Below are 23,931 nucleotides of genomic sequence, written 5' to 3' on the forward strand. Positions count from 1 at the left end.
TGGACGCGGGAGAGCCGGGTGGACGCGGGAGAGCCGGGTGGACGCGGGAGAGCCGGGTGGACGGAAGCGCCTCGGCGCTGGTGGAGCCCCGGGGACGTGTGCAGCCTGGCGCCGTGGCGATGCCACGCCCGTGGCTGTGCCGGTGCTCGGACCCGCTGCGGGTGGGGGCCGTGCCGGGCGGCGGTCAGGCGTCGGTGGTGACCCGGGTGTCCAGGTGGTCGGTGGCCGTGCCGTTGTCGTAGGCCGCGATCGCGGCGTCGACCAGTGACCGGTACAGGGGCCCGAGCCCGAACCCGGCCGCCTCGGCCGCCTGCGGCAGCAGCGACGTCTCGGTCATCCCGGGCGCCACGTTCACCTCGAGGAACCAGGGCGTCCCGTCCGCGTCGACGATGAGGTCGGTGCGGGAGATGCGGGCGAGGCCGAGCGCCTGGTGCGCGGCGACGGCCACGGCGCCGACCCGCTCGGCGAGCTCGTCGGACAACCGGGCGGGGGCGAAGTACTCGGTGCGGCCCGGGTTGTAGCGGGCGTCGTAGTCGTACGGACCGTCGGTGACGATCTCGACCGCCGGCAGCGCGAACGGGCCGTCCCCGGTGTCGAGGACGCTGACGGCCAGCTCGGTTCCGATGACGGCACGCTCGATCAGGGCGGTGTCCGAGTAGGAGAAGCACTCGACCATCGCCCGCGGCAGCTGGTCCGCCGACGTCACGAGGGTCATGCCGAGCGCCGAACCCCCGCGGGACGGCTTGACCACCAGGGGCAGGCCGAGGCGGCGCACCACCGCGTCGAGGATCCTGGCGGCGCCCAGCTCGCGGAACAGCGACTGCGGCAGCGTCACGAACTCGGGAGTGGCGATGCCGGCCCGTCCCGCGACGGTCTTGGCGATCGGCTTGCTCCAGGCGACGCGGCTGGCGCGCGGGCCGGTGCCGAGCACCCGGAGGCCGAGCAGGGCCAGCACGTCGCGGACCGAGCCGTCCTCACCGCTGGCGCCGTGCAGCAGGGGCCACACCAGGTCGGGCGCGAGGTCCGAGAGCACCGGTACCAGGTCGGCGTCGACGTCGTGCACCGTGACCTCCGCACCCGTCGAGCGCAGCGCCTCCGCGACGCGACGTCCGGAACGGAGCGAGACGTCCCGCTCGTGGGAGAGGCCCCCGGCGAGCACGACGATCCGAGGGGCGGACGGGGTGGGGTTCACGCTGCTGCGCTCCAGTCGAACGGTCCGTCGAGCGGCGGACGGGGAACAAGCGGTGGTGCGAGGACGAACGGCGTCGGTTGTGCGCGACCGGTCACCAGAGGCGGGAACCCGTGGGGTCGGCCGGGAGCCGTCGTCAGGCGACGTCCGGACCCGGCGACTGCACCACGTCGTCGGACGCTCCGGCGGCGGTGCCGAACAGCTCGACCAGCTCCGACTCGCCGGACACGACGGTCGCCAGGCGACGGACGCCCTCACGGATGCGCTCGGGCGTCGGGTAGCAGAACGACAGTCGCATGTGGTCGGCGCCCTGACCGTCGTAGTAGAAGGCGGTGCCGGGCACGTAGGCCACCCGCGCGGTGACGGCGCGGGGCAGCATCTCCTTGGCGTCCAGGCCGTCGGGCAGCTTCACCCAGGTGTAGAAGCCGCCGTCGGGGACGGTCCAGCGGCAGTCCGGCAGGTGCTCGGCGAGCGCCCCCACCATCGCGTCGCGACGCTCGCGGTACATCTCGCGGTACTTCTTGATCTGGCCGCGCCAGTCGCAGGTGGACAGGTAGGCGGAGATCGCCAGCTGGGAGGCGTTCGACGGGCACAGGATGGCCGACTCGCTCGCGAGCACCAGCTTCTCGCGCACCGCGTGCGGGGCCACCACCCAGCCGACCCGGTAGCCGGGCGCGAACGTCTTGGAGAAGGAGCCGAGGTACAGCACGCCCTCGTCGTCCAGGCCACGCATCGCCGTGAGCGGCTCGCTGTCGAAACCGAGCAGCCCGTAGGGGTTGTCCTCGAGCACCAGCACGCCGTGCCGGCGGGCGATCTCCAGCACCTGGGGCCGACGCTCCGCCGACAGCGACACTCCGGCGGGGTTGTGGAAGTTGGGGACGGTGTAGAGGAACTTCACGCGACGGCCGGCGGCCTCGAGGCGGACCAGCGTCTCCTCGAGCGCGGCCGTCATCAGCCCGTGCTCGTCGATCGGCGTGTGCACCACGTCGGCCTGGTAGGCGCGGAACACGCCGAGCGCGCCGACGTAGGACGGTGCCTCCGCGACGACGACGTCGCCCGGGTTGATGAAGATGCGCGTGACCAGGTCCAACGCCTGCTGCGAGCCGGTGGTGACCACCACGTCGTCCGGGTGCGCGTCGATGCCCTCGAGGCGCATCACCTCGAGGATCTGCTCCCGAAGCGTCTCGTCGCCCTGGCCGGAGCCGTACTGCAGGGCGGTGAGCCCCCGCGTCGCGACCACCCGGGCCGTCATCTCGGAGAGCACGTCCAGCGGGAGGCCGTCGAGGAACGGCATGCCACCGGCGAGCGAGACGACCTCAGGCCGGTTGGCGACCGCGAACAGGGCCCGGATCTCCGAGGCACGCATGCCGTGCGTGCGGTCGGCGTAGGAGCCGAGCCACTGGTCGAGGCGGGTGCCGGTGCCGGCGGCAGCGGACGACGGGGGACGGCCCGGCGTCTCGCGGTCGGGCACAGGCGAAGGAGTCATGCGCGTCAGTGTCGCACGTCACCTGTGCGGGACGGCGGCACGGGTCGGTGGACGGTTCGGCCGGGGGTGGCGGCCGGTGGGCTCGAGCGGCGAGACGCCGAGCCGCGGCGGTGCCGCGGCGGGTCAGACCGCAGCCAGCAGCTTGCGCACCTGCTCGTTCAGCACGGCCTTGGGCCGGGCACCGTACAGCACGTCGACCAGCTCACCGCCGGAGACGAACTGCAGCGTGGGCAGGGAGACGATCCCGTACCGCGCGACGAGGCCCGGGTTGGTGTCCGCGTCGACGGTGACGAACCGCACCGTGCCGGCGTAGGTCTCGGCGAGCTCGTCGAGAACCGGTCCGACCAGCCGGCACGGCCCGCACCACTCGGCCGTGAAGTCGACCACGACGGGCAGGGGCGACGCCAGCACCTGCTCGTCGAACGTCGCGTCGGTGACGGGCTGGGCGCCGCTCACGCGGTCGCCTCGGCACCCGGCACCGTGACCAGCGCCTCGCCAGCGGGCACGGGGTCGACGACCTGCGGCTCCTCGACCAGACCGGCCAGGTAGTGCTGGGCGTCGAGCGCGGCCGAGCAGCCGGTGCCGGCCGCCGTGATCGCCTGCCGGTAGGTGTGGTCCACGACGTCGCCGCAGGCGAACACGCCGGTCAGGTTGGTGGCGGTGGTCCGTCCGACGACCTGCACGTACCCGTTCTCGTCCAGGTCGACCTGGCCCACCAGCAGCTCGGTGCGCGGCACGTGGCCGATGGCGACGAACAGCCCGCCAGCCGGCAGCTGCCGGGTCTCGCCGGTCAGCGTGTCGCGCAGCACCACGCCGGTCACCTTGTCGGCGCCCTCGATGCCGACCACCTCGGAGTTCCAGGCGAAGCGGATCTTCGGGTCGTTGTGGGCGCGGTCCGCCATGATCTTCGAGGCCCGCAGCTGGTCACGGCGGTGCACCATCGTCACGGTGCGGCCGAACCGGGTGAGGAACGTCGCCTCCTCGACGGCGGAGTCGCCGCCGCCGACCACGACGATGTCCTGGTCACGGAAGAAGAACCCGTCGCAGGTGGCGCACCAGCTGACGCCGCGGCCGGACAGCCGCTTCTCGTCCGGGAGCCCGAGCTCGCGGTACGCGGAGCCGGTCGACAGGATGACGGCGCGGGCACGGTACGTGTCGCCGCCGCCGGTGACGATCGTCTTGACCGGACCGGCGAGGTCCAGCGAGGTGGCGTCGTCCCAGACGACCTCGGCACCGAACTTCTCGGCCTGCTTCTGCATGGCCTCCATCAGCTCCGGCCCCTGGATGCCCTCCGGGAAGCCGGGGAAGTTCTCCACCTCGGTGGTGTTCATCAGCGCGCCGCCGGCGGTCACCGAGCCGGCGATCACGACGGGGGCCAGGCCGGCACGCGCGGCGTAGATCGCCGCGGTGTAGCCGGCGGGCCCGGATCCGACGACGACGACGTCACGGATATCGGTGGTGTCGCTCACGGGTGCATCCCTCGACTGTCGGAGTTCTGTGGCGCAGGCCGTCGGGAGGATGTCCCCGCCGGCCCGTGCGCACGCGTCAACCGATGGTAGGGCGCATCTGTTCCCGTCCCGAGCGCCCGCTCAGCCGAGCTGGACCTCGGTGAGCTCGACGCGGAACGAGCCGTCCGGCATGCTCGGCAGCTCCGTGAACCACAGGCTCAGGGTGCTGGTCGCCGTCGGCGGCTTCAGCGTGAAGGCGGCGTTGCCCGAGAGCGGGCCGGAGGCGAGCACCGTGCCACCGCCGGGGTTCGAGGCATCGGTCGCGCGGATCTCCACGGTGCCGCCGGTGCCGTTGGTGTGCAGCGTCACGGAAGACACGGAGGTCGCCTGCTTCAGCGTGATGACGTAGCCGATGCCCTGCTTGAGGCCGCCGAAGCTCGCCGACTTGTACGTGCGCGACACCCAGAAGGTCGAGGGGTCGCCGTCGAACGCCTTGGCGACCGCCTCCGGGTGGTCACCCTCCGTGCCGTTCGCATCGACGGAGGCTCCCGAGGCGATCACGGGCGCGCCGCCGGCGGGAGCGGCCGAGGCGCTGGAGGAGGCGGACGGGGTGCCGGGCCCGGAGGCGCTCGCGCTCGGGCTCGCGGAGTGCGAGTGGGAGGCGGTACCGGCGCCGCCATGGGCCGACGGGCCGCTGAGCAGCGACTTCGCCGCGAACGCGACACCGATGATCACCAGCAGCACGACGACGGCGAGCACGATCACCGTCGGGTCGAACCGACGCCGTCCGACCGGCTCCTCCCGGACCCGTCCGAAGTCGAACGGGTCGTCGTCCTGGCCCTCCGGCTCCCGCGGCACCGCGGGCGGCACCGCGGCCGGTGCGACCGCGGGGGGTGCGGCCGGAGGGAGGGGCGCGGCACCGCGGCCGGTGGCGGGACCGGTCGCCGCTGCCACGACGGGTGGGGTCGCCGCCTGGACGGGCCGCTGCGGTGCCGTCGCTCGCAGCGCCTCGGACGACGTGCGCACGGGGGCCTGGTTCGCCGCAGCCGCTGTGGGCGGGAACGCCGGCGGCGGGGTGGTCGCCGCGGGCGTCATCGGCCGGGTCTCGGCGGCCGCGGCCGCACCGGCCGCGGCCGCACCGGTCACGGCCGCACCCGGCTCCGGGAACGGGGGACGTGCGGGCGGTGCCGCCGATGCGGCGAACGACGGAGGCTGCTGCCCGACCACCGGGAAGGCGCTGGTGCGACCCGGTGCCGCGGGCGGCGGCGTGCCGGGGCGGTTGGTCCCCGCGCTGCTCTGGCTGAACGCGCTGCGGACGGACTGCCGCTGGACCCGGGGCGGCGGGCCGCCGGCCGCCGGCCCCTCGGCATCCGGCGCCACCGCACCGGCTGCGGCCGCACCGGCGAGCGCACCCGCCGCGGCCGCTGCGGCGGCGCCGAGGTGCCCCGAGGGTCGGCTGATGCGGATCTCACCCCAGGGCTCGAGCTCGCGCACCACCTCGGCCGGGCTGTGCGGACCGTCGTCGTACGGGCCCAGCGTCACCGAGCAGAGCGTGTCGAGGTCCGCGGGGACCGCGGTGACCAGGTCGGCCGGCGGGACGGGCACGCCGTCGACCACGGGCGCGACGGGCAGGCCGTCGGCGGCTGCGGCCGGACCCGGCCAGCGTCCCGTCAGGGCCGTGTACAGCAGCCGCACCAGGTCGACGGCGTCGGTCCGGCTGGTGCTGCGCGCGTCGCCCTCGACCCGGCCGAGCAGGGCGGCGTCCAGGGCGAGCCCGGACACGAGCACCCGACCGTCGTCCGCGACGCAGATCGCCGACGGGCGCAGCGCCTGGTGGTGCACGCCGCGGCGCCGCGCGACCTCGAGCGCCGCCGACGCCTCGCCGATCACCGCGCGGGCCTGGTCGGCGGTCAAGGGCTCGCGGACGACCAGCTGGGCGAGCGACGGACCCGACACCTGCTCGGTGACCACGTAGCCGAGGCCGTCGTGCGTGCCGACGTCGAGCACGCGCAGCAGGCGGGGGTCGGTGACCAGCGCCGCGCGCCGGGCCGCGTCGAGCCCCGCGGTCGACGACTCGGGGGCCAGCACCTGCGCCCGCACGGGTCTGTCGAGGATCTCGTCGACCGCCGCCCACGTCTGCAGGACGGGGACGGTGGACGGCTGGGGCTCGAGCACGCGGTAGCGCCCGGCGAGCAGAGTCCCTCGTCCGACCTGGTCCACGCGCAGCTCCCGCACCATCGGCAGGGACGTCCGGCGGGCGCCGGACACGTGCATGCTAGTCGGGACGCCCCGGCCGCCGCCCCGGGAACCGGGCGAGCACCGACCGCACAGGGCCGGCGAGGACCTCGAGCTCCGGGACGCGCATCGCCCGGAGCACCAGCACGTAGACGGTCACCATCGCCCCGCCGACCACGACGCACTTCGCCAGCGCCGCGACCAGGGACATCTGCGCGCCCGCGCCGAGCAGCAGCAGCAGCGGCACGCCGACCGCCAGGGCCGCCACCGAGGCGAGGGTGGCGCGCAGGTGCAGCCGGAGCACCCGCGACCCGTCGAAGCTGCCGATCAGCCAGTGCACGTGCCGCAGCGCCATCAGCGAGCCGATCACGTAGGAGAGGCTGACGGCCAGCGCCGACCCGGCCACCCACCACTGCGGCGGCGCGAGCAGCCAGCCGAGCAGGGTGCCGACGACGATGACCACCGCCATCACCACCTGCGGCGCCAGCATGCTGCGGGCGTCCTCGTAGGCGTAGTACACCCGCTGGCACATCGACCAGATGCCGAGCACCGGCAGGCCCAGGACCATCGCGACCGTGACGCCGCCCACCGCGGCGATCTCGCCCGGGTGCGGGTGCCAGATGATCAGGCGCACCACCGGGAGCGCGAGCAGGCCGACGATCACCGTGGTGGGGATGGTGAACAGGCCGAGCGCGCGCAGGCCGGTGGACAGCGTGTCGCGCACACCGGCTCGGTCGCGGTCCGTCGCCTGGGCCGACAGGCGCGTGAACAGCGCCGTCATCAGCGAGACCGTCACCAGCGAGTGGGGCAGGATGAAGACGAGGAACGCGTAGTCGTACGCCGCGTTCCCCGCGACGCCAGTGGTCGACTGGACCGTGGCGAGCCCGTGCGCCCGTGCCAGCGCCGCCGCGGGTGCCGCGGACGCGATCCGGGACTGGACGATGAACGCGAGCTGGCCCACCCCGAGGCCGGCGAAGGTCCACATCGCCACCGAGCCCGCCCGGCCGAGCCCGGTGCCGCGCACCCCCCACCGCAGCCGGAACCGCACGCCGGCCCTGGTCAGCGCGGGGAACAGCACCAGCGCCTGCGCCACGATCCCGAGGGTGGCCGAGCCCGCCAGCACGGCGACCTTCGCGCCGCTCCAGCCGTCGGCACTGCTCGACGAGCCGAACATCACGATGAACAGGCCGCAGCCCGCGATGGCGACGATGTTGTTCACCACGGGCGCCCACATGTACGGGCCGAACGACTCGCGGGCGTTGAGCACCTGCCCGAGCAGGCCGTACACGCCGTAGAAGAACATCTGCGGGATGCACCAGTAGGCGAAGGTGGTGGCCAGCAGCATCTGCTCGCGGTTGCCCGCGTCGGCGTACAGCAGCACCAGCAGCGGTGCTGCGATGGTCAGCAGCAGCGTGGTGGCGGCCAGCACGGCGAACCCGAGGGTGAGCAGCCGGTCGACGTACTGCTGGCCCGCCCGGCGCTTGTACGCCCGCACCACCTGCGGCACCAGCACCGCGTTGAGCGCCCCGCCCGCGAGCAGCTGGTAGAGGATGTTCGGCAGCTTGTTGGCCACCGCGAACGCGTCCGCGGCCTGACCGGTGGCGCCGATCGCAGCCGCGAGGGCGATGCTGCGCAGCAGCCCGAGGGCCCGCGACGCGGCGGTGCCGGAGCCCATCAGCGCGGAGGCGCGGCCGATGCTGGCCGACCGGCTCACGACGGACGTCCGGGCGACACGTCGCCACCGAGCGGAGGCAGCGGGGGCGCCTCGTCCTCGGAGGTGCGCCGGGCACCGCGGCGGGCGCTCTGGCCCCGTCGGACGGTCCGCACGATGCCCAGCACCAGGCCGATCGCCAGCAGCGCACCGACCACGGCGGTGCCGACGTTCTCGACGGTGGGTGCCACCCGTGCCGTGAACTGGGCGCCGGTGCCGACCGGCTGTCCGGCGAGGTCCGTCACCTGCGCGTCGACGATCACCTCGCAGTTGGCCGCCGCGTGCAGCACGACCGGGACGCTGGCCTCGGCACCGGCGGAGACGGTGACGGCATCGCTGGTGGCGGCGCCGAGGCAGCTCTTGCGGGGGTGCACCGCCACCCGGACGGTCACCGGGACGGGCAGGCCGTTGCGGACGGCGAAGCGGTAGGGCACGGATGCGCTGATCACGTTGAGGTTGCTGACCGGGGCCAGCGAGAGGCCGCTGCGGCGGTCGTCGATCGCCTGGATCAGCCGCGCGGCGAGCGCGTCGCGGTCGCCCGGTGAGGAGCGCCAGGCGACGGAGAGGGGGGTCAGCGTCTCGTCGTCCACCCCGGCGAGCAGCGTGTCGGGCTCCTGCGTGATGCTGGCGAACGCGCGGGTGGTGGCGCGTGCGGTGGCCAGCGCCTGCACGGTGGCGGGTGCGAGCTCGTCCGGCGCCGAGGCGCTGGCCGGCAGCGGGGCGCGCTTGCTGCGGTCGTCGGGGTTGCCGAGCGCCGTGCTGACCGGCTCGAGGCGGCTCCACGGCGAGCTGGACAGGGCGGCGAGCACCGCCTGGGCGGTGGTCGGGTCGGGGCTCCAGTCACGGGACGGGGCGACGAGCACGTCGCGCGGCTCGCTGGAGCCCGTGCGGGTCAGCAGTGCCAGCTCCGCCAGCGTGCGCTGGACGGCGGTGGCGGCCGTGCTTCCCCGTTCCACCGACTCGGGGTCGGTCAGCAGGGAGGTCAGCACGTCGTCGGGCACCAGGGCCGTCACCGTGCCGGCCGCCGTCTTCACGTCGGCACGGGCGGTGGTCGCGACGCCGCCGACGCTCTGCAGCGACTGCGGACCGACGACGACGGCCGCGGCGTCCACCGAGCGCGCCAGCCCGAGCGTGGCGGTGTCCACCGCACCGGGACCCGCCCACAGCACGTCGGTACGGGCGGTCTGCCCACCGATCCCCACGTCGGAGGACAGCTGCTGCGCGGTCCGGAGCAGGTCGGCGCCGTTCCCGTGCGCGACCGTCGCGAGGTCCGGGTCCGACCACGGCAGCGCGAACGTCTCCCGGCCGGACAGCGCCGTCCCGAGGTCGCTGGCCCAGGCGCGCGCGTGCGCGCCCGAGACCTGCGCGTCCGCGACCAGCGCGGGGTCGACGGCCAGGCCCAGGTCGGGAGAGCTACGGGCGAGGTCGAGCACCGCCCGCAGCCGACCGCCGGCGCTGGTCAGCCGCTCCAGGGCGGCCTGCTCGGCCGCGCTCGGCGCCACCGCCACCGAGCCGGGAGTCGACGCGGTCCCGCTCGGGCTCGGCTGCGGGGTCGCACCGGCCGTGGCACCGCTCGTCGACGCCCCGGTCGCTCCCGGTGTCGCACCGGCGTTGGCGCCGCCCGCGACCGTCGGCGTGCGCGCCGGGCCGGTCAGCGGCAGCAGCACGGACACCCGCGCCTGCGGCACCGTGCCGTCCGGCAGCCACAGCGCGAACGTGCGCGCCGTACCCGCCCGGTCACCGCCGTCGTCGGTGACGTCCACGGACAGGCCCCGGGGACCCCAGCCGCTCGAGACGTTGTTCAGCCCGATCGCGGACGCCGGGACGGTCAGGTCGACGTTCAGCTGCGCACCGGGCGCCAACGCCCCGGGGTGCACCGTGGTCAGCCGGACGCCGACGACGCCGCTGGAGCGGTCGATCCAGGACGACAGCTCGGCGCGGGTCGTCGGCCGCAGCCGGTTGATCCGCAGCGCGACCGTAGGGTCCGCGATGCCCGCCGAGCCGGTGTTCCGCAGCGTGACGCTGACGGTGAGGTCGTCGCCCGGCCGCAGCACCGTCGGCATCACCCGCTGGATCGAGACCGACACCGGCAGGTCCGTGTCGAGCGCCGACGCGCTCGGGCTGGGCGAGCCGCTCGCCGCGACAGCTGGTGCACCCCCGAAGACGCAGGTCAACGCGATGAGCAGCACCGCGAGCAGCACGACGGGCGTGGCGCGGGCGGGTGCGCGCCGGACGGGCCGGCTCATGCCTCGTCGGCGAGCACCGCGCAGGCCGCCTCGGCGAGCCGGCGCTCGTTCGGGTACGCCAGCCGCGCCGGCAGCGCGCCGACGGCCACCCAGGCGACGTCCTCGGCCTCGCCGTCGGGGTCGCCCTCGACGGACAGCTCCCCGCTGACCGCGCCGAGCAGGAAGTGGTGCACCACCTTGTGCACGCGGCGGTCCTCGCCGCTGAACCAGTAGTCGATCACCCCGAGCCGCCGCAGCACCCGGCCGGTGATGCCGGTCTCCTCGGCGATCTCCCGGACGGCGGCCTGCTCCGGTGTCTCGTCACCTTCGAGGTGACCCTTCGGCAGGCACCACTCGAGCCGTCCGGCACGGTTGCGGCGTGCGATGACGGCCGCGTGGAACAGGCCGTTGCGGCGCAGCACCACCAAGCCGCCCGCGGAGGTCTCGTCCACCACCGGGAGCGGGGTGCTCACCGCTCGGACCGGGGTGGTGGTGGGATCGATGCGCAGCCGGTGCCCGCCGGGCGGGGCCGGCACCCGCCCCGAGGCGTGACCTTCGGCGGCGGCGGACATGTCGACACTGTAACGACTCGGGCACGGCGCCCCGGTCCGGGCGGTCCGCCCCGGTCTGGCAGGCTTGCCGGGTGCCGATCGACCGCCCGAACCCCGACGAGGCCGCCCTGCAGCGGCGTGCCCTGGCGTCGCTCGCGCAGCTGGCGCCCGACGCCGTGGCCCTGGGCCGTCGGTTCGCGGACGCGGGTCACGAGCTGGCGCTGGTCGGCGGCCCTGTGCGCGACGCGTTCCTCGGCCGCGTCAGCGCCGACCTGGACTTCGCCACGTCGGCACGGCCCGACGAGTCCGAGCGGATCCTGTCCGGCTGGGGCGACGCGCACTGGGACATCGGCAAGCGGTTCGGCACGCTGGGTGCGCGCCGGTTCGGTCGCGGTGGCTCGTCGGACGTCGTCGTCGAGGTGACCACCTACCGCACGGACGCCTACGACCCGACGTCCCGCAAGCCCGCCGTCGAGTTCGGCGACACCCTCGAGGGCGACCTGTCGCGCCGGGACTTCACCGTGAACGCGATGGCGGTGCGGGTGCCGGACCTGCAGTTCGTCGACCCGTTCGACGGGCTGGGCGACCTGGCGCGGCGCGTGCTGCGGACACCGGTCGACCCCGAGCAGTCGTTCGACGACGACCCGCTCCGCATGATGCGCGCGGCCCGGTTCGTCGCCCAGCTCGGGTTCGGCGTCGACGACGCCGCGCGTGCTGCGACCGTCGCGATGGCCGAGCGGCTGTCGATCGTCTCCGCGGAGCGGGTGCGCGACGAGCTGGTCAAGCTGCTGCTGTCCGACCACCCGCGGGAGGGTCTGCAGGTGCTGGTCGGCACGGGCCTGGCCGACCAGGTGCTGCCCGAGCTGTCCGCCCTGCGCCTGGAGATCGACGAGCACCACCGCCACAAGGACGTGTACGAGCACTCGCTGACCGTCCTGGAGAAGGCGATCGCCCTGGAGACCGGCCCGGACGGCGCCGTACCCGGTCCCGACCTGGTGCTGCGGCTCGCCGCGCTGCTGCACGACGTGGGCAAGCCGCGCACGCGGCGGTTCGAGCCGGGCGGTGGCGTCAGCTTCCACCACCACGAGGTGGTCGGCGCCAAGCTCGTCGCCAAGCGGCTGGCCGCGCTCCACTTCGACAAGCAGACGGTGCACGACGTCGCCCGGCTGACGGAGCTGCACCTGCGGTTCCACGGCTACGGGGACGCGGGCTGGACGGACTCGGCCGTGCGCCGGTACGTCACGGACGCCGGCCCGCTGCTCGAGCGCCTGCACCGCCTGACCCGGTCGGACTGCACCACGCGGAACGTGCGCAAGGCGGCGCGCCTCTCCGCCGCGTACGACGACCTGGAGGAACGGATCGGCCGCCTGGCCGAGGCGGAGGAGCTCGCCTCGATCCGGCCCGACCTGGACGGCACGCAGATCATGCAGGTGCTGGGCATCGGACCGGGCCGGGACGTCGGTGAGGCGTACCGCTACCTGCTCGAGCTGCGGATGGACCGCGGTCCGCTCGGTGCCGACGCGGCGCGCGAGGAGCTGCTGCGCTGGTGGGCGGCCCGTCAGTCCTGACGCACGGCGGGTTCGGTGGCCGACGGCACCCGGACCACCAGCAGGCAGAGGTCGTCCTCCTGGGACGACGCGGCCAGCCGCTGCACCAGGCGGTCCCGGACCGCCGTGGCGTCGGCGTCGTCCGGAACGGCCTGCAGCTCGGCCTCGAGCTGGGCCACGCCCTCGCGCAGCCCGCGGTCCCGTCGCTCCACCAGCCCGTCGGTGTACACCACCAGGGTCGAGCCGGCCGGCAGGTCGACGGTCGCCTGCTCCCGACCGGCCGTGTGCGACGTCAGGCCGATCGGCGTGCTGTTCGCCTGGTCCAGGCGCAGCACCTCACCACCGGGAAGCCGCACCATCGGCGGCGGATGACCGGCGCGGGCGTACGTCACGCGGGCGTGATCGCCGGCCGGCACCCAGTGCAGGTAGACGCACGTGGCGACCTCCGCCATGCCGAGGCCCTGCACCAGCTCGTCCAGCCGGTCGAGCACCTCACGCGGCGGCAGCCCGGCCCAGGCGTGGGACCGCATCAGCGACGCCAGCTGACCCATCGACGCCGCGGCGCGCAGGTCGTGGCCCACCACGTCGCCGACGGCCAGGCCGATGGCGCCGTCGCGCAGCGGCAGCACGTCGAACCAGTCGCCGCCCACCTGCGCGTAGCGGGAGGACGGGACGTAGGCGGTCGCGAGGTCGAGGCCGGCGACGGGTTCGACGTGCGGGAGCAGCCGCTGCTGCAGCGTCAGGGCCGCCTCGCGCTGCGCGAGGTACAGCTGCACGTTGTCGAGCGCCAGGCCGGCACGGCGGCCGAGGTGGGCCGCGGTGATGGCGGTCTCCGGGCCGAAGCCGTCCGGCTCGTGGTGCAGCAGGACGAGCACGCCGAGCACCCGGTCGCGCGCGCGCAGCTGCACGATCAGCGACGAGCCGAGGCCGAGCCGTTCCAGCAGCTTCAGCTCGCCGGGCGTGCTGCGCGACGGCAGGTCCGCGCGGTCCACCGGCATCGGCTCGGGCACCAGCTCGATGCTGCTGTCGAGGGCGCCCCGCACCCGGGGTGAGCGCTCGAGCCACCAGCCGGCCTCGGCCTCCAGCCGGGCCGCGGTCGCGGCCAGGCGGGGGTCGGTGGCGACGACGTGCACCCGCTCGAACCGTCCACGCTCGCCGACGACCGCGACGAAGCCCCAGGTGGCGAGGGCGGGGACCACCACGTCGGCCAGCGCGTCGACCGCCGTCTCGTAGTCCAGGTGCCGGGAGAGCTCGTCGCTGACCGCACGCAGCAGGTCGAGGCGGGAGCTCGTCTGCCGGGCCAGCTCGAGCTCGAGGTCACGCGCGTCGTCGTCACCCACCTGGGCCGTCACGTCGAGCTGGGCGCCGACCAGGTGCGTCACCTGCCCGTCGGCGTCGTGCACCGGGCTGATCACCACCCGGTTCCAGAACACCGACCCGTCGCGCCGGTAGTTCAGCAGCACCTCGCTGACCGACCGGCCGGCGCGCACGGCGTCCCGCATCCGGCGCACGGCAGCCGGGTCCGTGGCGGGTCCCTGCAGGAACCGGCAGTTGCGGCCGAGCGCGTCCTCGCGTGCGTAGCCGGTCAGGCGGGTGAACGCCTCGTTCACCCAGACCAGCGGCTGGTCCGGCGCCTGGGCGTCGGACAGCGTCAGGGGGAGGTCGCCCTCGGTGACGGCCAGCGCCAGCAGGCGCTCGTCGGGCACCCGGCCGACGAGCTCGGCGGGAAGGGGGATGCCGTCCGGCGGGGTGCGGCGCCCCGCGGTCGCGGTCATGACCGCACGCTCTCGGCCGACACGTGGCCGACGGCGTTCGCGTGGTTCGACGCGCGCGCGTAGACCAGCGCCGATCCGAGGTAGCCGGCGGCGAGGACGACGAACAGGCCCCGCGACCAGCCCGTGTCCGGCAGCGTGACGGCACCGAGTGCGGCGGCGCCGACGAAGGCTGCGTTGTAGAGGACGTCGTACAGGGCGAACGCCCGGCCGCGGTACGCGTCGGCCGTGTCGCGCTGCACGATCGTGTCGACCGCGATCTTGGCCGACTGCGCCGCGAGGCCCAGGGTGGCGGCGGCCACCAGCACCACCGGCAGCGCGAGGGTCACCACCAGCATCAGCTGGCTGACGGTCGCCACCACCAGGCAGACGACGATCCACCGCTGCGGCCCCAGCCGCGGGCTGAGCACCGGGGTCACCACGACGGCGAGCGCGAAGCCGATCCCCGACGCGGCAAGCACGGTGGCGAAGGTGCGCAGCCCGGCGTCGACGTCCGACGGCGAGTTCAGCAGGTTGCGCGAGATCAGGATGCTCGCCATGAAGACGACGCCGTAGCAGAACCGGTGCCACGCCATGATGCCGAGCGCCTCGGCCGGTGTCCGGCGGGCCACCAGGTACCGCGCTCCGGCGCCGAGCTCACGTGCCACCACGCCGAGCGCGCGGCGCACCGGCATCACCACCGGCTCGTCAGGTCCCAGCTGGTCGCGACCGAGGCGGCCGGCGAGCGCCGACGCGGCGCCCATCACCGCGGCGGCCGCCACCAGGGCGATCGCGTCGCGCTCGCGTCCGGCGGGCATCAGCCGGCCCAGCACGAAGCCGAGCAGCGCACCGACCCCTGCGGAGGCGGCGCCGAGCGTCGGGGTCAGCGAGTTGGCGGTGAGCAGCAGCGGTCCGTCGACGACCTTCGGCAGCGATGCGGACAGCGCCGCGAGCAGGAAACGGTTCACCGACAGGGTGACCAGCGCCAGCACGTAGACCAGCGGGCCGACGCCGTGCACCACCATGACGAGGGCGATCGTGGCGGTCAGCACCACTCGCACCAGGTTGCCGTACAGCAGCACCTGCCGCCGACGCCACCGGTCCAGCAGCACCCCGGCCCACGGACCCACCACGGTGAACGGCAGCAGCAGCACGGCGAAGGCCGCCGCGACCCCGGTGGCGGTGCTGGCCGTCTCCGGCGAGAAGAAGAACAGCGTGGCCAGGCCGACCTGGAACATGCCGTCCGCGCACTGGCTGACCAGGCGCACCGTGAACAGGCGCCTGAAGCCCACCAGGGGCCACAGCCGTCGGAGGTCCTCGGTCACCTGCACGGACTCAGGCTAAGCGCAGGTGCTCCGGCTGCCACGCCAGGGGCGCCGACCTCACCCGCTTGGCGGGGCCAGTACCACGAGCGTGGCGTCGGCTTCGTCACACCTGCCGGTACCCCGACACGACGGCCGCCTCCGGAGCAGCGGTGGCAGCCCCGAGAAGGTGCTCGACGAACCAGTCGCGCGCCAGACCCGCGGCCTCGGCGAGTGCGCCTGGCTCCTCGAACAGGTGCGTCGCCCCGCAGACCACCGCCAGCTCGCGGGGGCAGCGCATCAGGTCCAGCGCCTCCCGGTTGAGCCCGAGGACGGTCGTGTCCGCGCCGCCCACGACGAGCAGCGTCGGCGCGCGGACCGCCGCGAGCCGCGTGCGGGCGAGGTCCGGTCGGCCCCCGCGCGAGACGACCGCCGCGATGTCCGACCCGGGCTCTGCAGCGGCCCACAGCGCAGCACCGGCGCCCGTGCTGGCCCCGAAGTAGCCGACGAGGCAGCCCGCGGCGTCCGGACGGGCGCGCAGCCATCGCGTCGCAGCCAGCAGCCGCCCCGCGAGCAGCTCGATGTCGAACACGTTGGAGCGGTCCAGCTCCTCGTCGGCACCGAGCAGGTCCAGGAGCAGCGTGCCCAGACCGGCGCGTCGCAGCACGTCCGCCACGAACCGGTTGCGCGGGCTGTGCCGGCTGCTGCCGCTCCCGTGCGCGAACACCACGACGCCGCGCGCCGGCTCCGGCAGGTACAGGTGGGCGCCCACCGTGACGGAGCCGACGGGGATCTCGACGTCGAGGTCCGCATCCAGCTCGTCGTTCCCCGTACGGACGGGAAGCTGCCGCGCGGCAGCCGCGTCGAGCAGGACGACGACCTCCTCGTCGGTGGTCGGCGAGAAGTCGCGGTAGTGCGAGCCGACCGCGCGGAACGCCTGCGGTGCTGCGACGCACACGACCTCGTCGGCCTCCGGCAGCTCCCGGAGCGCCTCGACCGGCGCCACCGGCACCGCGACGACGATCCGTGCGGCGCCGAGCGTGCGCGCGACCTCGCATGCCACCCGCATGGTGGACCCGGTGGCGATGCCGTCGTCGACGATCACCGCCACCCGTCCGGCGAGGTCCACCCGCGGGCGCCCGCTGCGCAGCAGCGCGACCCGTGCGTCGAGCTCGATCCGCTCCTGCCGCTCCACCTCGGCGAGGTCGTCCTCGGACACGCCCAGCGTGGCGAGCACCGCGTGGTCGACGACCCGTGCGTCGCCCTCGCCGATGGCGCCCATGGCGAGCTCCGGCTGGTACGGCACGCCCAGCTTGCGCACGACGACGACGTCGAGCGGCGCACCGAGCGTCTGCGCCACCTCGTACGCCACCGGGACGCCACCCCGTGGCAGCCCCAGCACCACCACGTCCTGCCCGCGCAGGCGCTCCAGGAGCCGGGCCAGCTCTCGACCGGCCTCGATGCGGTCCGCGAAGAGCTTCACTGTTGCCCCCCACCTTCGTGCGGAGCTGGTCAGGCCCTCGCCACGGAGATCTTCACGGGTTCGGTCGGGTGCGCCGCCGTCGTCGGGACGCGTACCTCCAGGACCCCGTCGCGATACGTCGCGGTGACGTCCGTCTCCGAGCAGCCCGCGGGCAGCGGGATGCTGCGGGCGAAGGACCCGTAGCGGAACTCCGAGCGGTAGGAGTCCTTCCCCTTGTGCTCGGACTTCTCCTCGCGCTCGGCGCTGATCCGCAGGGTCCCGTCCACCACGGTCAGCTCCACGTCCTTGTCCGGGTCGACACCGGGCAGCTCCGCCCGGACCACCAGCGTCCCGTTCTCGACGTACTCCTCCACGCGTAGCCACGGCTTGTCCCAGTCGCCCTCGACGAACCGTCGGAACATCTCGGGCAGCTCGACCCGGTCGCGTCGCACGATTGCCATCGTCGACCTCCCTCGGTCACGGTGGGCGACTGCGCTGTCGCCACCAGGATCGACGCTAGTCCTGTGGTTACCGACGCAGAAGGGCCCCGCACCCTCTCGGGTGCGGGGCCCTTCCGGCGTCAGCTCAGAGCGCGAGGCTCAGCTCAGCGCTCGTTCTCGCCGCGGATGAACGCCTCGAGCGCGGCGCGCCCGGCGGTGTCCTCCATCTGCACCGGCGGGGACTTCATCAGGTAGGTCGCCGCGGACAGGATCGGGCCGCCGATGCCGCGGTCCTTGGCGATCTTCGCCGCACGGATCGCGTCGATGATGATGCCGGCCGAGTTCGGGGAGTCCCACACCTCGAGCTTGTACTCGAGGTTCAGGGGCACCTCGCCGAACGCGCGGCCCTCGAGGCGGACGTACGCCCACTTGCGGTCGTCGAGCCACGCGACGTAGTCGGACGGGCCGATGTGGACGTTGCGGTCCTCCTTCTTGCCCGACAGCGGACCGTCGTTCAGGTTGGAGGTGACCGACTGGGTCTTCGAGAGCTTCTTGGACTGCAGGCGCTCGCGCTCCAGCATGTTCTTGAAGTCCATGTTGCCGCCGACGTTCAGCTGGTACGTGCGGTCCAGGATGACGCCGCGGTCCTCGAACAGGCGGGCCAGCACGCGGTGCGTGATGGTGGCGCCGACCTGCGACTTGATGTCGTCGCCGACGATCGGCACGCCGGCGTCCTCGAACTTCTTGGCCCACACCGGGTCGGACGCGATGAACACGGGCAGGGCGTTGACGAACGCCACACCGGCGTCGATGCAGCACTGCGCGTAGTACTTGTCGGCGATCTCGGAGCCCACGGGCAGGTAGGAGACCAGCACGTCGACCTTGGCGTCCTTGAGCGCCTGGACGATGTCGACCGGCTCGGCGTCCGACTCCTCGATGGTCTCGGAGTAGTACTTGCCGAGGCCGTCGTTGGTCACGCCACGCTGCACCGGCACGCCCAGCGGGGGCACGTCGGAGATCTTGATGGTGTTGTTCTCCGACGCGAAGATCGCCTCGGACAGGTCGAAGCCGACCTTCTTCGCGTCGACGTCGAACGCCGCCACGAACTCGACGTCACGGACGTGGTACGGGCCGAACTGCACGTGCATCAGGCCCGGCACCTTGGTGTCGACATCGGCGTCGCGGTAGTACTGGACGCCCTGGACCAGCGACGAGGCGCAGTTGCCCACGCCGACGATGGCCACGCGGATGGAGGTCATCCTCGCTCCTTCTCAGTGTGCGCCGGGGCGGGGTTGCTCTCGGCGTGGATCTCGGGACGGGCCGGACGGCCGGTCCCCTTGGTCGGTGCGACGGCGCGCGCGGGACGCACGCTCCGCTCGTTGTCGATGAGGCCGTCGAGCCAGCGGACCTCGCGCTCGACCTGCTCCAGGCCGTGCCGCTGCAGCTCGAGCGTGTACTCGTCCATGCGCTCGCGGGTGCGGTTCAGCGACTGCCGCACCACCTCGAGGCGCTCGGTCAGCCGCGTGCGGCGTCCCTCGAGGATCCGCAGCCGCGTCTCGGCGTCCGTCTGCGCGAAGAACGCGAAGCGGACGTCGAAGTTCTCGTCCTCCCAGCTGGCCGGGCCCGACGTGGCGAGCACCTGCTGGAGGTGCTCCTTGCCCTCGGCGGTCAGCTCGTAGACGATGCGGGCCCGCTTGCTGGCCACGGCGCGCTCGACCCCGACCGTGGCGGTCGACTCGGCGCCGACGATCAGCCCGCGCTCGGCGAGCGACCGCAGCGCCGGGTAGAGGGAGCCGTAGGACAGGGCTCGGAAGCTGCCGAGCACCAGGTTGAGCCGCTTGCGCAGCTCGTACCCGTGCATCGGCGACTCGGCGAGCAGGCCCAGGATGGCCGGCTCGAGGACGTCGGTCCGTCCGTGCACGGCTCACCCCCTCGGCGTACTGTCGGACGACGCCGCAGCGCCGATGTATCAATTCGATACATCTGCAGAGTACGTCGAGCCGATGTGTCGGCACAAGCCGCCCATGCACGGACACCGGCCCAGGCCGGCGCTCCGGCGCCTGCGGAGGCCCGGCGGCCGGCGCGCGGAGCCTTCGCGCCGATCCGGTGAAAGTTGCCCCGCAACAGCGGCTGAGCGGCCCCCGCAGGGGGTGGTCCCCCATACTGCTGTGAGTCCTGGGCGCCCGTTCAGCCCTGCTTGGCGCGTCCGGGACCGTCCCCGTCGTCGTCCGGAAGGCCCTGCGTTGTCAGCGAGCAGTCGGCGCACCCCGCCGCCCCGGTCCCGCCGGGGCTCCGCCCGTCGTCCCGCCGCCGGCCGGTCCGGCCGCGGCGCGGCAACGGGTCGCCGCCGCTTCTTCGACTACCCCCGGTCCACCGTCACCGGCTTCCGCCGCTGGCTGCCGTCCTGGCGCGTCGTGCTCGGCACGCTCCTCGGCCTGGTCTTCGTCGGGCTCGGTGCCGCGGTCGCCGCCTACGCGACGCTCAAGGTCCCGTCCCCGTCCGCCCAGGTGAAGTTCCAGACTTCCACGGTCTACTTCGCCAACAACGCCGACGGTTCGCGCGGCCCGGTGATGGGCACGTTCGCCGACCAGAAGCGCGACATCGTCGACTACTCGACGCTGCCGTCGTACGTCGGCAAGGCCGTGGTCGCCTCGGAGGACCAGACCTTCTACCAGAACGCCGGGGTCGACCCGAAGGGCATCGCCCGCGCCCTGTGGAACAACCTGCGCGGCAACGCGCAGCAGGGCGCCTCGACGCTGACCGAGCAGTACGTGAAGACGTACTACAAGAACCGGACGACGACGAACTACATCGGCAAGGCCGAAGAGGCGATGCTCGCCATCAAGATCGGCCGCACCGAGTCCAAGGACCAGATCCTCGGCCGGTACCTCAACACGATCTACCTGGGCCGCGACTCCTACGGCATCCAGGCGGCCGCCCAGTCGTACTTCGGCGTGGACGCCAAGGACCTCACCGTCTCGCAGGCCGCGCTGCTCGCCGGCATCATCCCGTCGCCCAACAACTGGGACCCGGCCAACGCCCCCGACAAGGCGAAGGCCCGCTGGAACCGCGTGCTGGACTACATGGTCAAGGGCGGTTTCCTCTCCCAGGCGGACCGGGACAAGCAGGAGTTCCCGCAGACCGTGCAGTACAAGCAGTCGAACGCCATGGCGGGCACCAACGGGTACCTGCTGCAGATGGTGCTGGACGAGCTGCAGACGTCGATGAACCTGTCGGTCGGCGACATCAAGACCGGCGGCTACACGATCATCACGACGATCGACCCGGCCGTGCAGAACGAGGCGGTGCGCGCCGCCGGAGACCTGTACTCGGGCAAGCTGGCCAACGGCGCGACGCCGAACCCGCGGACGCGCGTGGCGATCACCAGCGTCAACCAGGCCGACGGCTCGATCGTCGCGCTCTACGGCGGGGCCGACTACCTGAAGGACCAGCGGAACACCGCGACGTACGACGCGATCCAGGCGGGCTCGACCTTCAAGCCCTTCACGCTCATCGCGGCGCTGGAGAAGGGGATCGGGCTCAAGACGACGTTCAACGGCGCGTCGCCGCAGATCATCCCCGGCTGGGATCCCTCCGGCAAGGACAACAAGGTCGTCAACTACGAGAAGGGCGACCCGGGGTACATGGACCTGGTGAAGGCCACGGCGGAGTCGGTGAACACCGTCTACGCCCAGCTGAACCTGAAGGTCGGGCAGGACGCGTCGGCGGCTGCCGCCAAGGCGGCCGGGGTCACCTCCACCGTCCCTCCGGTGAACTCCAACGTCCTCGGCTCGGGCACGGTGCACCCGCTCGAGATGGCGGGCGCGTACGCCACGATCGCCTCGCAGGGCGTGCAGCACCCGACCTTCATCGTGCGCGAGGTGCTCGACTCCAACGGGAAGACGGCCTTCAAGGGCGGCAGCGCCGGCAAGCCGGCGTTCCCGGCCGACGTCATGGCGGACACGACGTACGCCATGCAGCAGGTGGTGCAGAACAAGTCCGGGACCGGGCACCAGTGGATCAGCCCGTTGAACATCCCGATCGCCGGCAAGACCGGGACGTCCTCGAACACCACCTCGGCGTGGTTCGACGGCTTCACCACCAGCATCACGTCGGTGGTCGCGATGAGCCAGGTGGGCGAGGACGGCAAGTCGCAGGAGACGATCACGCCCTTCGGCGCCGGCATCAAGGAGATCACCGGTGGCACGTGGCCGGCCGCCCTGTGGGCCGACTACATGAAGCCGGTGCTCGCGATGCCGCAGTGGACGCCGAAGTCCGACTTCCCGCAGCCGGCGTGGATCGGGAACAAGCCGACGGCGACGCCGACGGCCGTCCCGACCGACACCGCGACGCCGACAACCGAGCCGACCACCCAGGCGCCGACGACCGTGCAGGTGCCCGGTGGCCTCGTCGGCCGCACCGAGGCGGACGCCTCGGGGGCGTTGCAGAACGTCGGCCTCTCCGCGGTGATCGTCACCGCGCCGTCGGCCACGGTCCCTGCCGGCCGCGTCATCTCCGCGTCGCCGGCGTCCGGCACCACCGTGCCGGCCGGGTCCTCCGTGACCCTCACGGTGTCCACCGGTCCGGCGGCGCCGCCTGCGACGACATCCGCGCCCGTGCCGAGCACCTCGGCGACGGCGGGCGGACCGGCCCCGAAGACCACGCCCTGATCCGGCTCTGACCGCCGTCCAGCCGCGAAGGCGCCGTCGCCCACAGCCCCGGACCGGGGGCTGCGCACCGCACGCTACGATGGGCCGCTGCCCCGCGTGCTCGTCGTCGTCCTGACGGCTGCCCGGGGGCGGACGCACAGACCCTCCTGCCACGGACCGACCGTGGCCGCGAAGACCAGAGGAGGTGGGTATGAGCCTGCGTCAGTACGAGATCATGATCATCCTCGACCCCGAGATCGAGGAGCGCACCGTCGCCCCGTCGCTCGACAAGTACCTGACCGTCGTGAAGTCCGACGGCGGCAGCGTCGACAAGGTGGACATCTGGGGCCGCCGTCGTCTCGCGTACGACATCAAGAAGAAGGCCGAGGGCATCTACGCCGTCGTCAACTTCACCGCGAGCGCCGCGACCGCCAAGGAGCTCGACCGCCAGCTGGGCCTCAACGAGGTCGTGCTGCGCACCAAGGTGCTCCGCACCGACGCCTGACCCGTTGTGGGTGCCCGCCGCTAGCGTGCGCCGAAGTCAGTCGACACGAACCTGCGAGGAGCTGGCATGGCCGGTGAGACCACCATCACGGTGATCGGGAACCTGACCGGGGACCCGGAGCTGCGCTTCACCCCGTCCGGGGCCGCGGTCGCGAACTTCACGGTCGCGTCCACCCCCCGCACGTTCGACCGCCAGTCGAACGAGTGGAAGGACGGCGAGACGCTGTTCATGCGCTGCTCGATCTGGCGGGAGGCGGCCGAGTCGGTCGCCGAGTCGCTGACCAAGGGCACGCGCGTCATCGTCGTCGGCCGGCTCGTCCAGCGCTCCTACGAGACCCGTGAGGGCGAGAAGCGCACGGTGGTCGAGCTGCAGGTGGACGAGGTCGGTCCGTCGCTGCGCTACGCCACGGCCAAGGTCACCCGGACCCAGCGGTCCGGCGGTGGCGGCGGCTTCGGTGGTGGTGGCGGCGGTGGCTTCGGCGGCGCCGGCGGGTACGGCGGTCAGGGTGGTTCCGGCGGCAGCCAGCAGGACGACCCGTGGGCCACGCCCGCGGGTGGGTCGGCCGGCGGCTACTCCGACGAGCCCCCCTTCTGACAGACAACTGATTGATTCCCATCCCCGGGCCGGGCAAGCCCGGGGCTCCGACAGACGAGGAGCACCACGATGGCCAAGCCCGTCGTTCGCAAGCCCAAGAAGAAGCAGAACCCGCTGAAGGCGTCGAAGATCGACGTCGTCGACTACAAGGACACCGCGCTGCTGCGCAAGTTCATCTCCGACCGCGGGAAGATCCGCGCTCGCCGGGTGACCGGGGTGTCCGTCCAGGAGCAGCGGGCGATCGCCCGCGCCGTCAAGAACGCCCGCGAGATGGCCCTGCTGCCGTACTCGTCGTCGGCACGCTGAGGAAGGGGACCGACATGGCGAAGATCATCCTGACCCACGAGGTCACCGGCCTCGGCGCCCCGGGCGACGTGGTCGAGGTCAAGGACGGGTACGCCCGCAACTACCTGATCCCGCGCAGCCTGGCCACGCCGTGGACCACGGGTGCCGAGAAGGACGTCGCGGCCATCCGCAAGGCTCGTAAGGCGCGCGAGATCGCGACGCTGGACGAGGCGAAGGCCACGCGCGACTCGCTGCAGTCCAAGCCGGTGACGGTGGCCGCCAAGGCCGGCGACAGCGGCCGGCTGTTCGGCGCCGTCACCACCGCCGAGATCGCTGCGGCGCTCGTCGCCGCGGGCGCTCCGGCCGTGGACAAGCGCAAGATCGAGATCGCCCAGGCGATCAAGTCGGTCGGCGACTACTCGGTGCAGGTCCGCCTGCACCCGGAGGTCGCCGCCAAGGTGACCGTCAAGGTCGTCAAGGCCTGACGCTCCGCAACGACGCAGAACGCCCCGCCCCCGGGATCCGGGTGGCGGGGCGTTCTGCGTCGGTGGC

20 protein-coding genes are annotated in these 23,931 nt (G+C 73.3%); 6 read left to right on the forward strand and 14 right to left on the reverse strand.

Features of this window, described 5'->3' with window-relative positions; genetic code table 11:
* Positions 1 to 184: 184 nt before the first annotated feature.
* From QMF98_RS00005 to QMF98_RS00040, 8 genes are all read right to left on the reverse strand, one after another.
* Positions 185 to 1,192, reverse strand: a complete 1,008-nt coding sequence (locus tag QMF98_RS00005) for a D-alanine--D-alanine ligase family protein (protein ID WP_337974071.1) — start codon at positions 1,190 to 1,192, stop codon at positions 185 to 187.
* Positions 1,193 to 1,325: 133 nt separating this feature from the next.
* Positions 1,326 to 2,675: an aminotransferase-like domain-containing protein gene (locus QMF98_RS00010; protein WP_337974072.1), complete on the reverse strand. Its 1,350-nt coding sequence runs from the start codon at positions 2,673 to 2,675 to the stop codon at positions 1,326 to 1,328.
* A gap of 123 nt (positions 2,676 to 2,798) precedes the next feature.
* Entirely contained in the window at positions 2,799 to 3,131 is a 333-nt protein-coding gene (gene trxA, locus QMF98_RS00015) for a thioredoxin (RefSeq protein ID WP_291760281.1), read from the reverse strand.
* Positions 3,128 to 4,144: a thioredoxin-disulfide reductase gene (trxB, locus tag QMF98_RS00020; protein WP_337974073.1), complete on the reverse strand. Its 1,017-nt coding sequence runs from the start codon at positions 4,142 to 4,144 to the stop codon at positions 3,128 to 3,130. The genes trxA and trxB overlap by 4 nt, the downstream gene beginning before the upstream one ends.
* A gap of 120 nt (positions 4,145 to 4,264) precedes the next feature.
* On the reverse strand, positions 4,265 to 6,391 hold the full coding sequence (locus tag QMF98_RS00025; protein ID WP_337974074.1) for a protein kinase family protein: 2,127 nt from the start codon (positions 6,389 to 6,391) through the stop codon (positions 4,265 to 4,267).
* A 7-nt stretch (positions 6,392 to 6,398) separates the two neighbouring features.
* Positions 6,399 to 8,072, reverse strand: coding sequence for a murein biosynthesis integral membrane protein MurJ (murJ, locus tag QMF98_RS00030; RefSeq protein ID WP_337974075.1), 1,674 nt, complete (start codon positions 8,070 to 8,072; stop codon positions 6,399 to 6,401).
* On the reverse strand, positions 8,069 to 10,315 hold the full coding sequence (locus QMF98_RS00035) for a DUF6049 family protein (protein ID WP_337974076.1): 2,247 nt from the start codon (positions 10,313 to 10,315) through the stop codon (positions 8,069 to 8,071). Before QMF98_RS00035 ends, murJ begins: the two co-directional genes overlap by 4 nt.
* Positions 10,312 to 10,866, reverse strand: coding sequence for an NUDIX hydrolase (locus QMF98_RS00040; RefSeq protein ID WP_337974077.1), 555 nt, complete (start codon positions 10,864 to 10,866; stop codon positions 10,312 to 10,314). The genes QMF98_RS00035 and QMF98_RS00040 overlap by 4 nt, the downstream gene beginning before the upstream one ends.
* A 71-nt stretch (positions 10,867 to 10,937) precedes the next feature.
* Here QMF98_RS00040 and QMF98_RS00045 point away from each other — a divergent pair, with 71 nt between their 5' ends.
* Positions 10,938 to 12,413, forward strand: a complete 1,476-nt coding sequence (locus QMF98_RS00045; RefSeq protein ID WP_337974078.1) for a CCA tRNA nucleotidyltransferase — start codon at positions 10,938 to 10,940, stop codon at positions 12,411 to 12,413.
* Here QMF98_RS00045 and QMF98_RS00050 read toward each other — a convergent pair.
* The 6 genes from QMF98_RS00050 to QMF98_RS00075 form a co-directional block, all read right to left on the reverse strand.
* The gene (locus tag QMF98_RS00050) at positions 12,404 to 14,167 is read right to left on the reverse strand and encodes a SpoIIE family protein phosphatase (RefSeq protein WP_337974079.1); all 1,764 of its coding nucleotides are present in this window, start codon (positions 14,165 to 14,167) and stop codon (positions 12,404 to 12,406) included. The two genes, QMF98_RS00045 and QMF98_RS00050, sit on opposite strands and share 10 nt — an antisense overlap.
* The gene (locus QMF98_RS00055) at positions 14,164 to 15,474 is read right to left on the reverse strand and encodes an MFS transporter (RefSeq protein ID WP_337974080.1); all 1,311 of its coding nucleotides are present in this window, start codon (positions 15,472 to 15,474) and stop codon (positions 14,164 to 14,166) included. The genes QMF98_RS00050 and QMF98_RS00055 overlap by 4 nt, the downstream gene beginning before the upstream one ends.
* A gap of 97 nt (positions 15,475 to 15,571) precedes the next feature.
* The gene (locus QMF98_RS00060) at positions 15,572 to 16,927 is read right to left on the reverse strand and encodes a phosphoribosyltransferase family protein (RefSeq protein ID WP_337974081.1); all 1,356 of its coding nucleotides are present in this window, start codon (positions 16,925 to 16,927) and stop codon (positions 15,572 to 15,574) included.
* Positions 16,928 to 16,956: 29 nt separating this feature from the next.
* Positions 16,957 to 17,367, reverse strand: coding sequence for an Hsp20/alpha crystallin family protein (locus QMF98_RS00065; protein WP_490715630.1), 411 nt, complete (start codon positions 17,365 to 17,367; stop codon positions 16,957 to 16,959).
* 143 nt (positions 17,368 to 17,510) lie between these two features.
* Positions 17,511 to 18,605 carry an inositol-3-phosphate synthase gene (locus QMF98_RS00070; protein WP_291760303.1) on the reverse strand — a complete coding sequence of 365 codons (1,095 nt, stop codon included), beginning with the start codon at positions 18,603 to 18,605 and terminating at the stop codon, positions 17,511 to 17,513.
* Positions 18,602 to 19,267, reverse strand: a complete 666-nt coding sequence (locus tag QMF98_RS00075; protein WP_337974082.1) for a PadR family transcriptional regulator — start codon at positions 19,265 to 19,267, stop codon at positions 18,602 to 18,604. The genes QMF98_RS00070 and QMF98_RS00075 overlap by 4 nt, the downstream gene beginning before the upstream one ends.
* A 322-nt stretch (positions 19,268 to 19,589) precedes the next feature.
* Between QMF98_RS00075 and QMF98_RS00080 the strand changes: the two genes are divergently transcribed.
* The 5 genes from QMF98_RS00080 (at position 19,590) to rplI (ending at position 23,864) form a co-directional block, all read left to right on the forward strand.
* The gene (locus tag QMF98_RS00080) at positions 19,590 to 22,016 is read left to right on the forward strand and encodes a transglycosylase domain-containing protein (RefSeq protein ID WP_337974083.1); all 2,427 of its coding nucleotides are present in this window, start codon (positions 19,590 to 19,592) and stop codon (positions 22,014 to 22,016) included.
* 190 nt (positions 22,017 to 22,206) lie between these two features.
* Complete coding sequence (gene rpsF / locus QMF98_RS00085) at positions 22,207 to 22,500, forward strand: 30S ribosomal protein S6 (protein ID WP_291760311.1); 294 nt, start codon at positions 22,207 to 22,209, stop codon at positions 22,498 to 22,500.
* Positions 22,501 to 22,566: 66 nt separating this feature from the next.
* Positions 22,567 to 23,094, forward strand: coding sequence for a single-stranded DNA-binding protein (locus QMF98_RS00090; protein WP_337974084.1), 528 nt, complete (start codon positions 22,567 to 22,569; stop codon positions 23,092 to 23,094).
* A gap of 69 nt (positions 23,095 to 23,163) precedes the next feature.
* On the forward strand, positions 23,164 to 23,400 hold the full coding sequence (gene rpsR / locus QMF98_RS00095; RefSeq protein WP_263731870.1) for a 30S ribosomal protein S18: 237 nt from the start codon (positions 23,164 to 23,166) through the stop codon (positions 23,398 to 23,400).
* Between the two features lie 14 nt (positions 23,401 to 23,414).
* Complete coding sequence (gene rplI, locus QMF98_RS00100) at positions 23,415 to 23,864, forward strand: 50S ribosomal protein L9 (protein WP_291760318.1); 450 nt, start codon at positions 23,415 to 23,417, stop codon at positions 23,862 to 23,864.
* Positions 23,865 to 23,931 lie beyond the last annotated feature (67 nt).

Origin of the sequence: Cellulomonas sp. NTE-D12, assembly GCF_027923705.1 — a bacterium.
Lineage (GTDB): Bacteria > Actinomycetota > Actinomycetes > Actinomycetales > Cellulomonadaceae > Cellulomonas.

Excerpts from the sequence above, each read along its gene's own strand:
- QMF98_RS00040 (WP_337974077.1), bottom strand. The coding sequence starts at position 10,866 with ATGTCCGCCGCCGCCGAAGGTCACGCCTCGGGGCGGGTGCCGGCCCCG.
- rpsF (WP_291760311.1), top strand. The coding sequence starts at position 22,207 with ATGAGCCTGCGTCAGTACGAGATCATGATCATCCTCGACCCCGAGATC.
- rplI (WP_291760318.1), top strand. The coding sequence starts at position 23,415 with ATGGCGAAGATCATCCTGACCCACGAGGTCACCGGCCTCGGCGCCCCG.
- QMF98_RS00010 (WP_337974072.1), bottom strand. The coding sequence starts at position 2,675 with ATGACTCCTTCGCCTGTGCCCGACCGCGAGACGCCGGGCCGTCCCCCG.
- QMF98_RS00065 (WP_490715630.1), bottom strand. The coding sequence starts at position 17,367 with ATGGCAATCGTGCGACGCGACCGGGTCGAGCTGCCCGAGATGTTCCGA.
- QMF98_RS00090 (WP_337974084.1), top strand. The coding sequence starts at position 22,567 with ATGGCCGGTGAGACCACCATCACGGTGATCGGGAACCTGACCGGGGAC.
- rpsR (WP_263731870.1), top strand. The coding sequence starts at position 23,164 with ATGGCCAAGCCCGTCGTTCGCAAGCCCAAGAAGAAGCAGAACCCGCTG.
- QMF98_RS00070 (WP_291760303.1), bottom strand. The coding sequence starts at position 18,605 with ATGACCTCCATCCGCGTGGCCATCGTCGGCGTGGGCAACTGCGCCTCG.
- QMF98_RS00050 (WP_337974079.1), bottom strand. The coding sequence starts at position 14,167 with ATGACCGCGACCGCGGGGCGCCGCACCCCGCCGGACGGCATCCCCCTT.
- QMF98_RS00035 (WP_337974076.1), bottom strand. The coding sequence starts at position 10,315 with ATGAGCCGGCCCGTCCGGCGCGCACCCGCCCGCGCCACGCCCGTCGTG.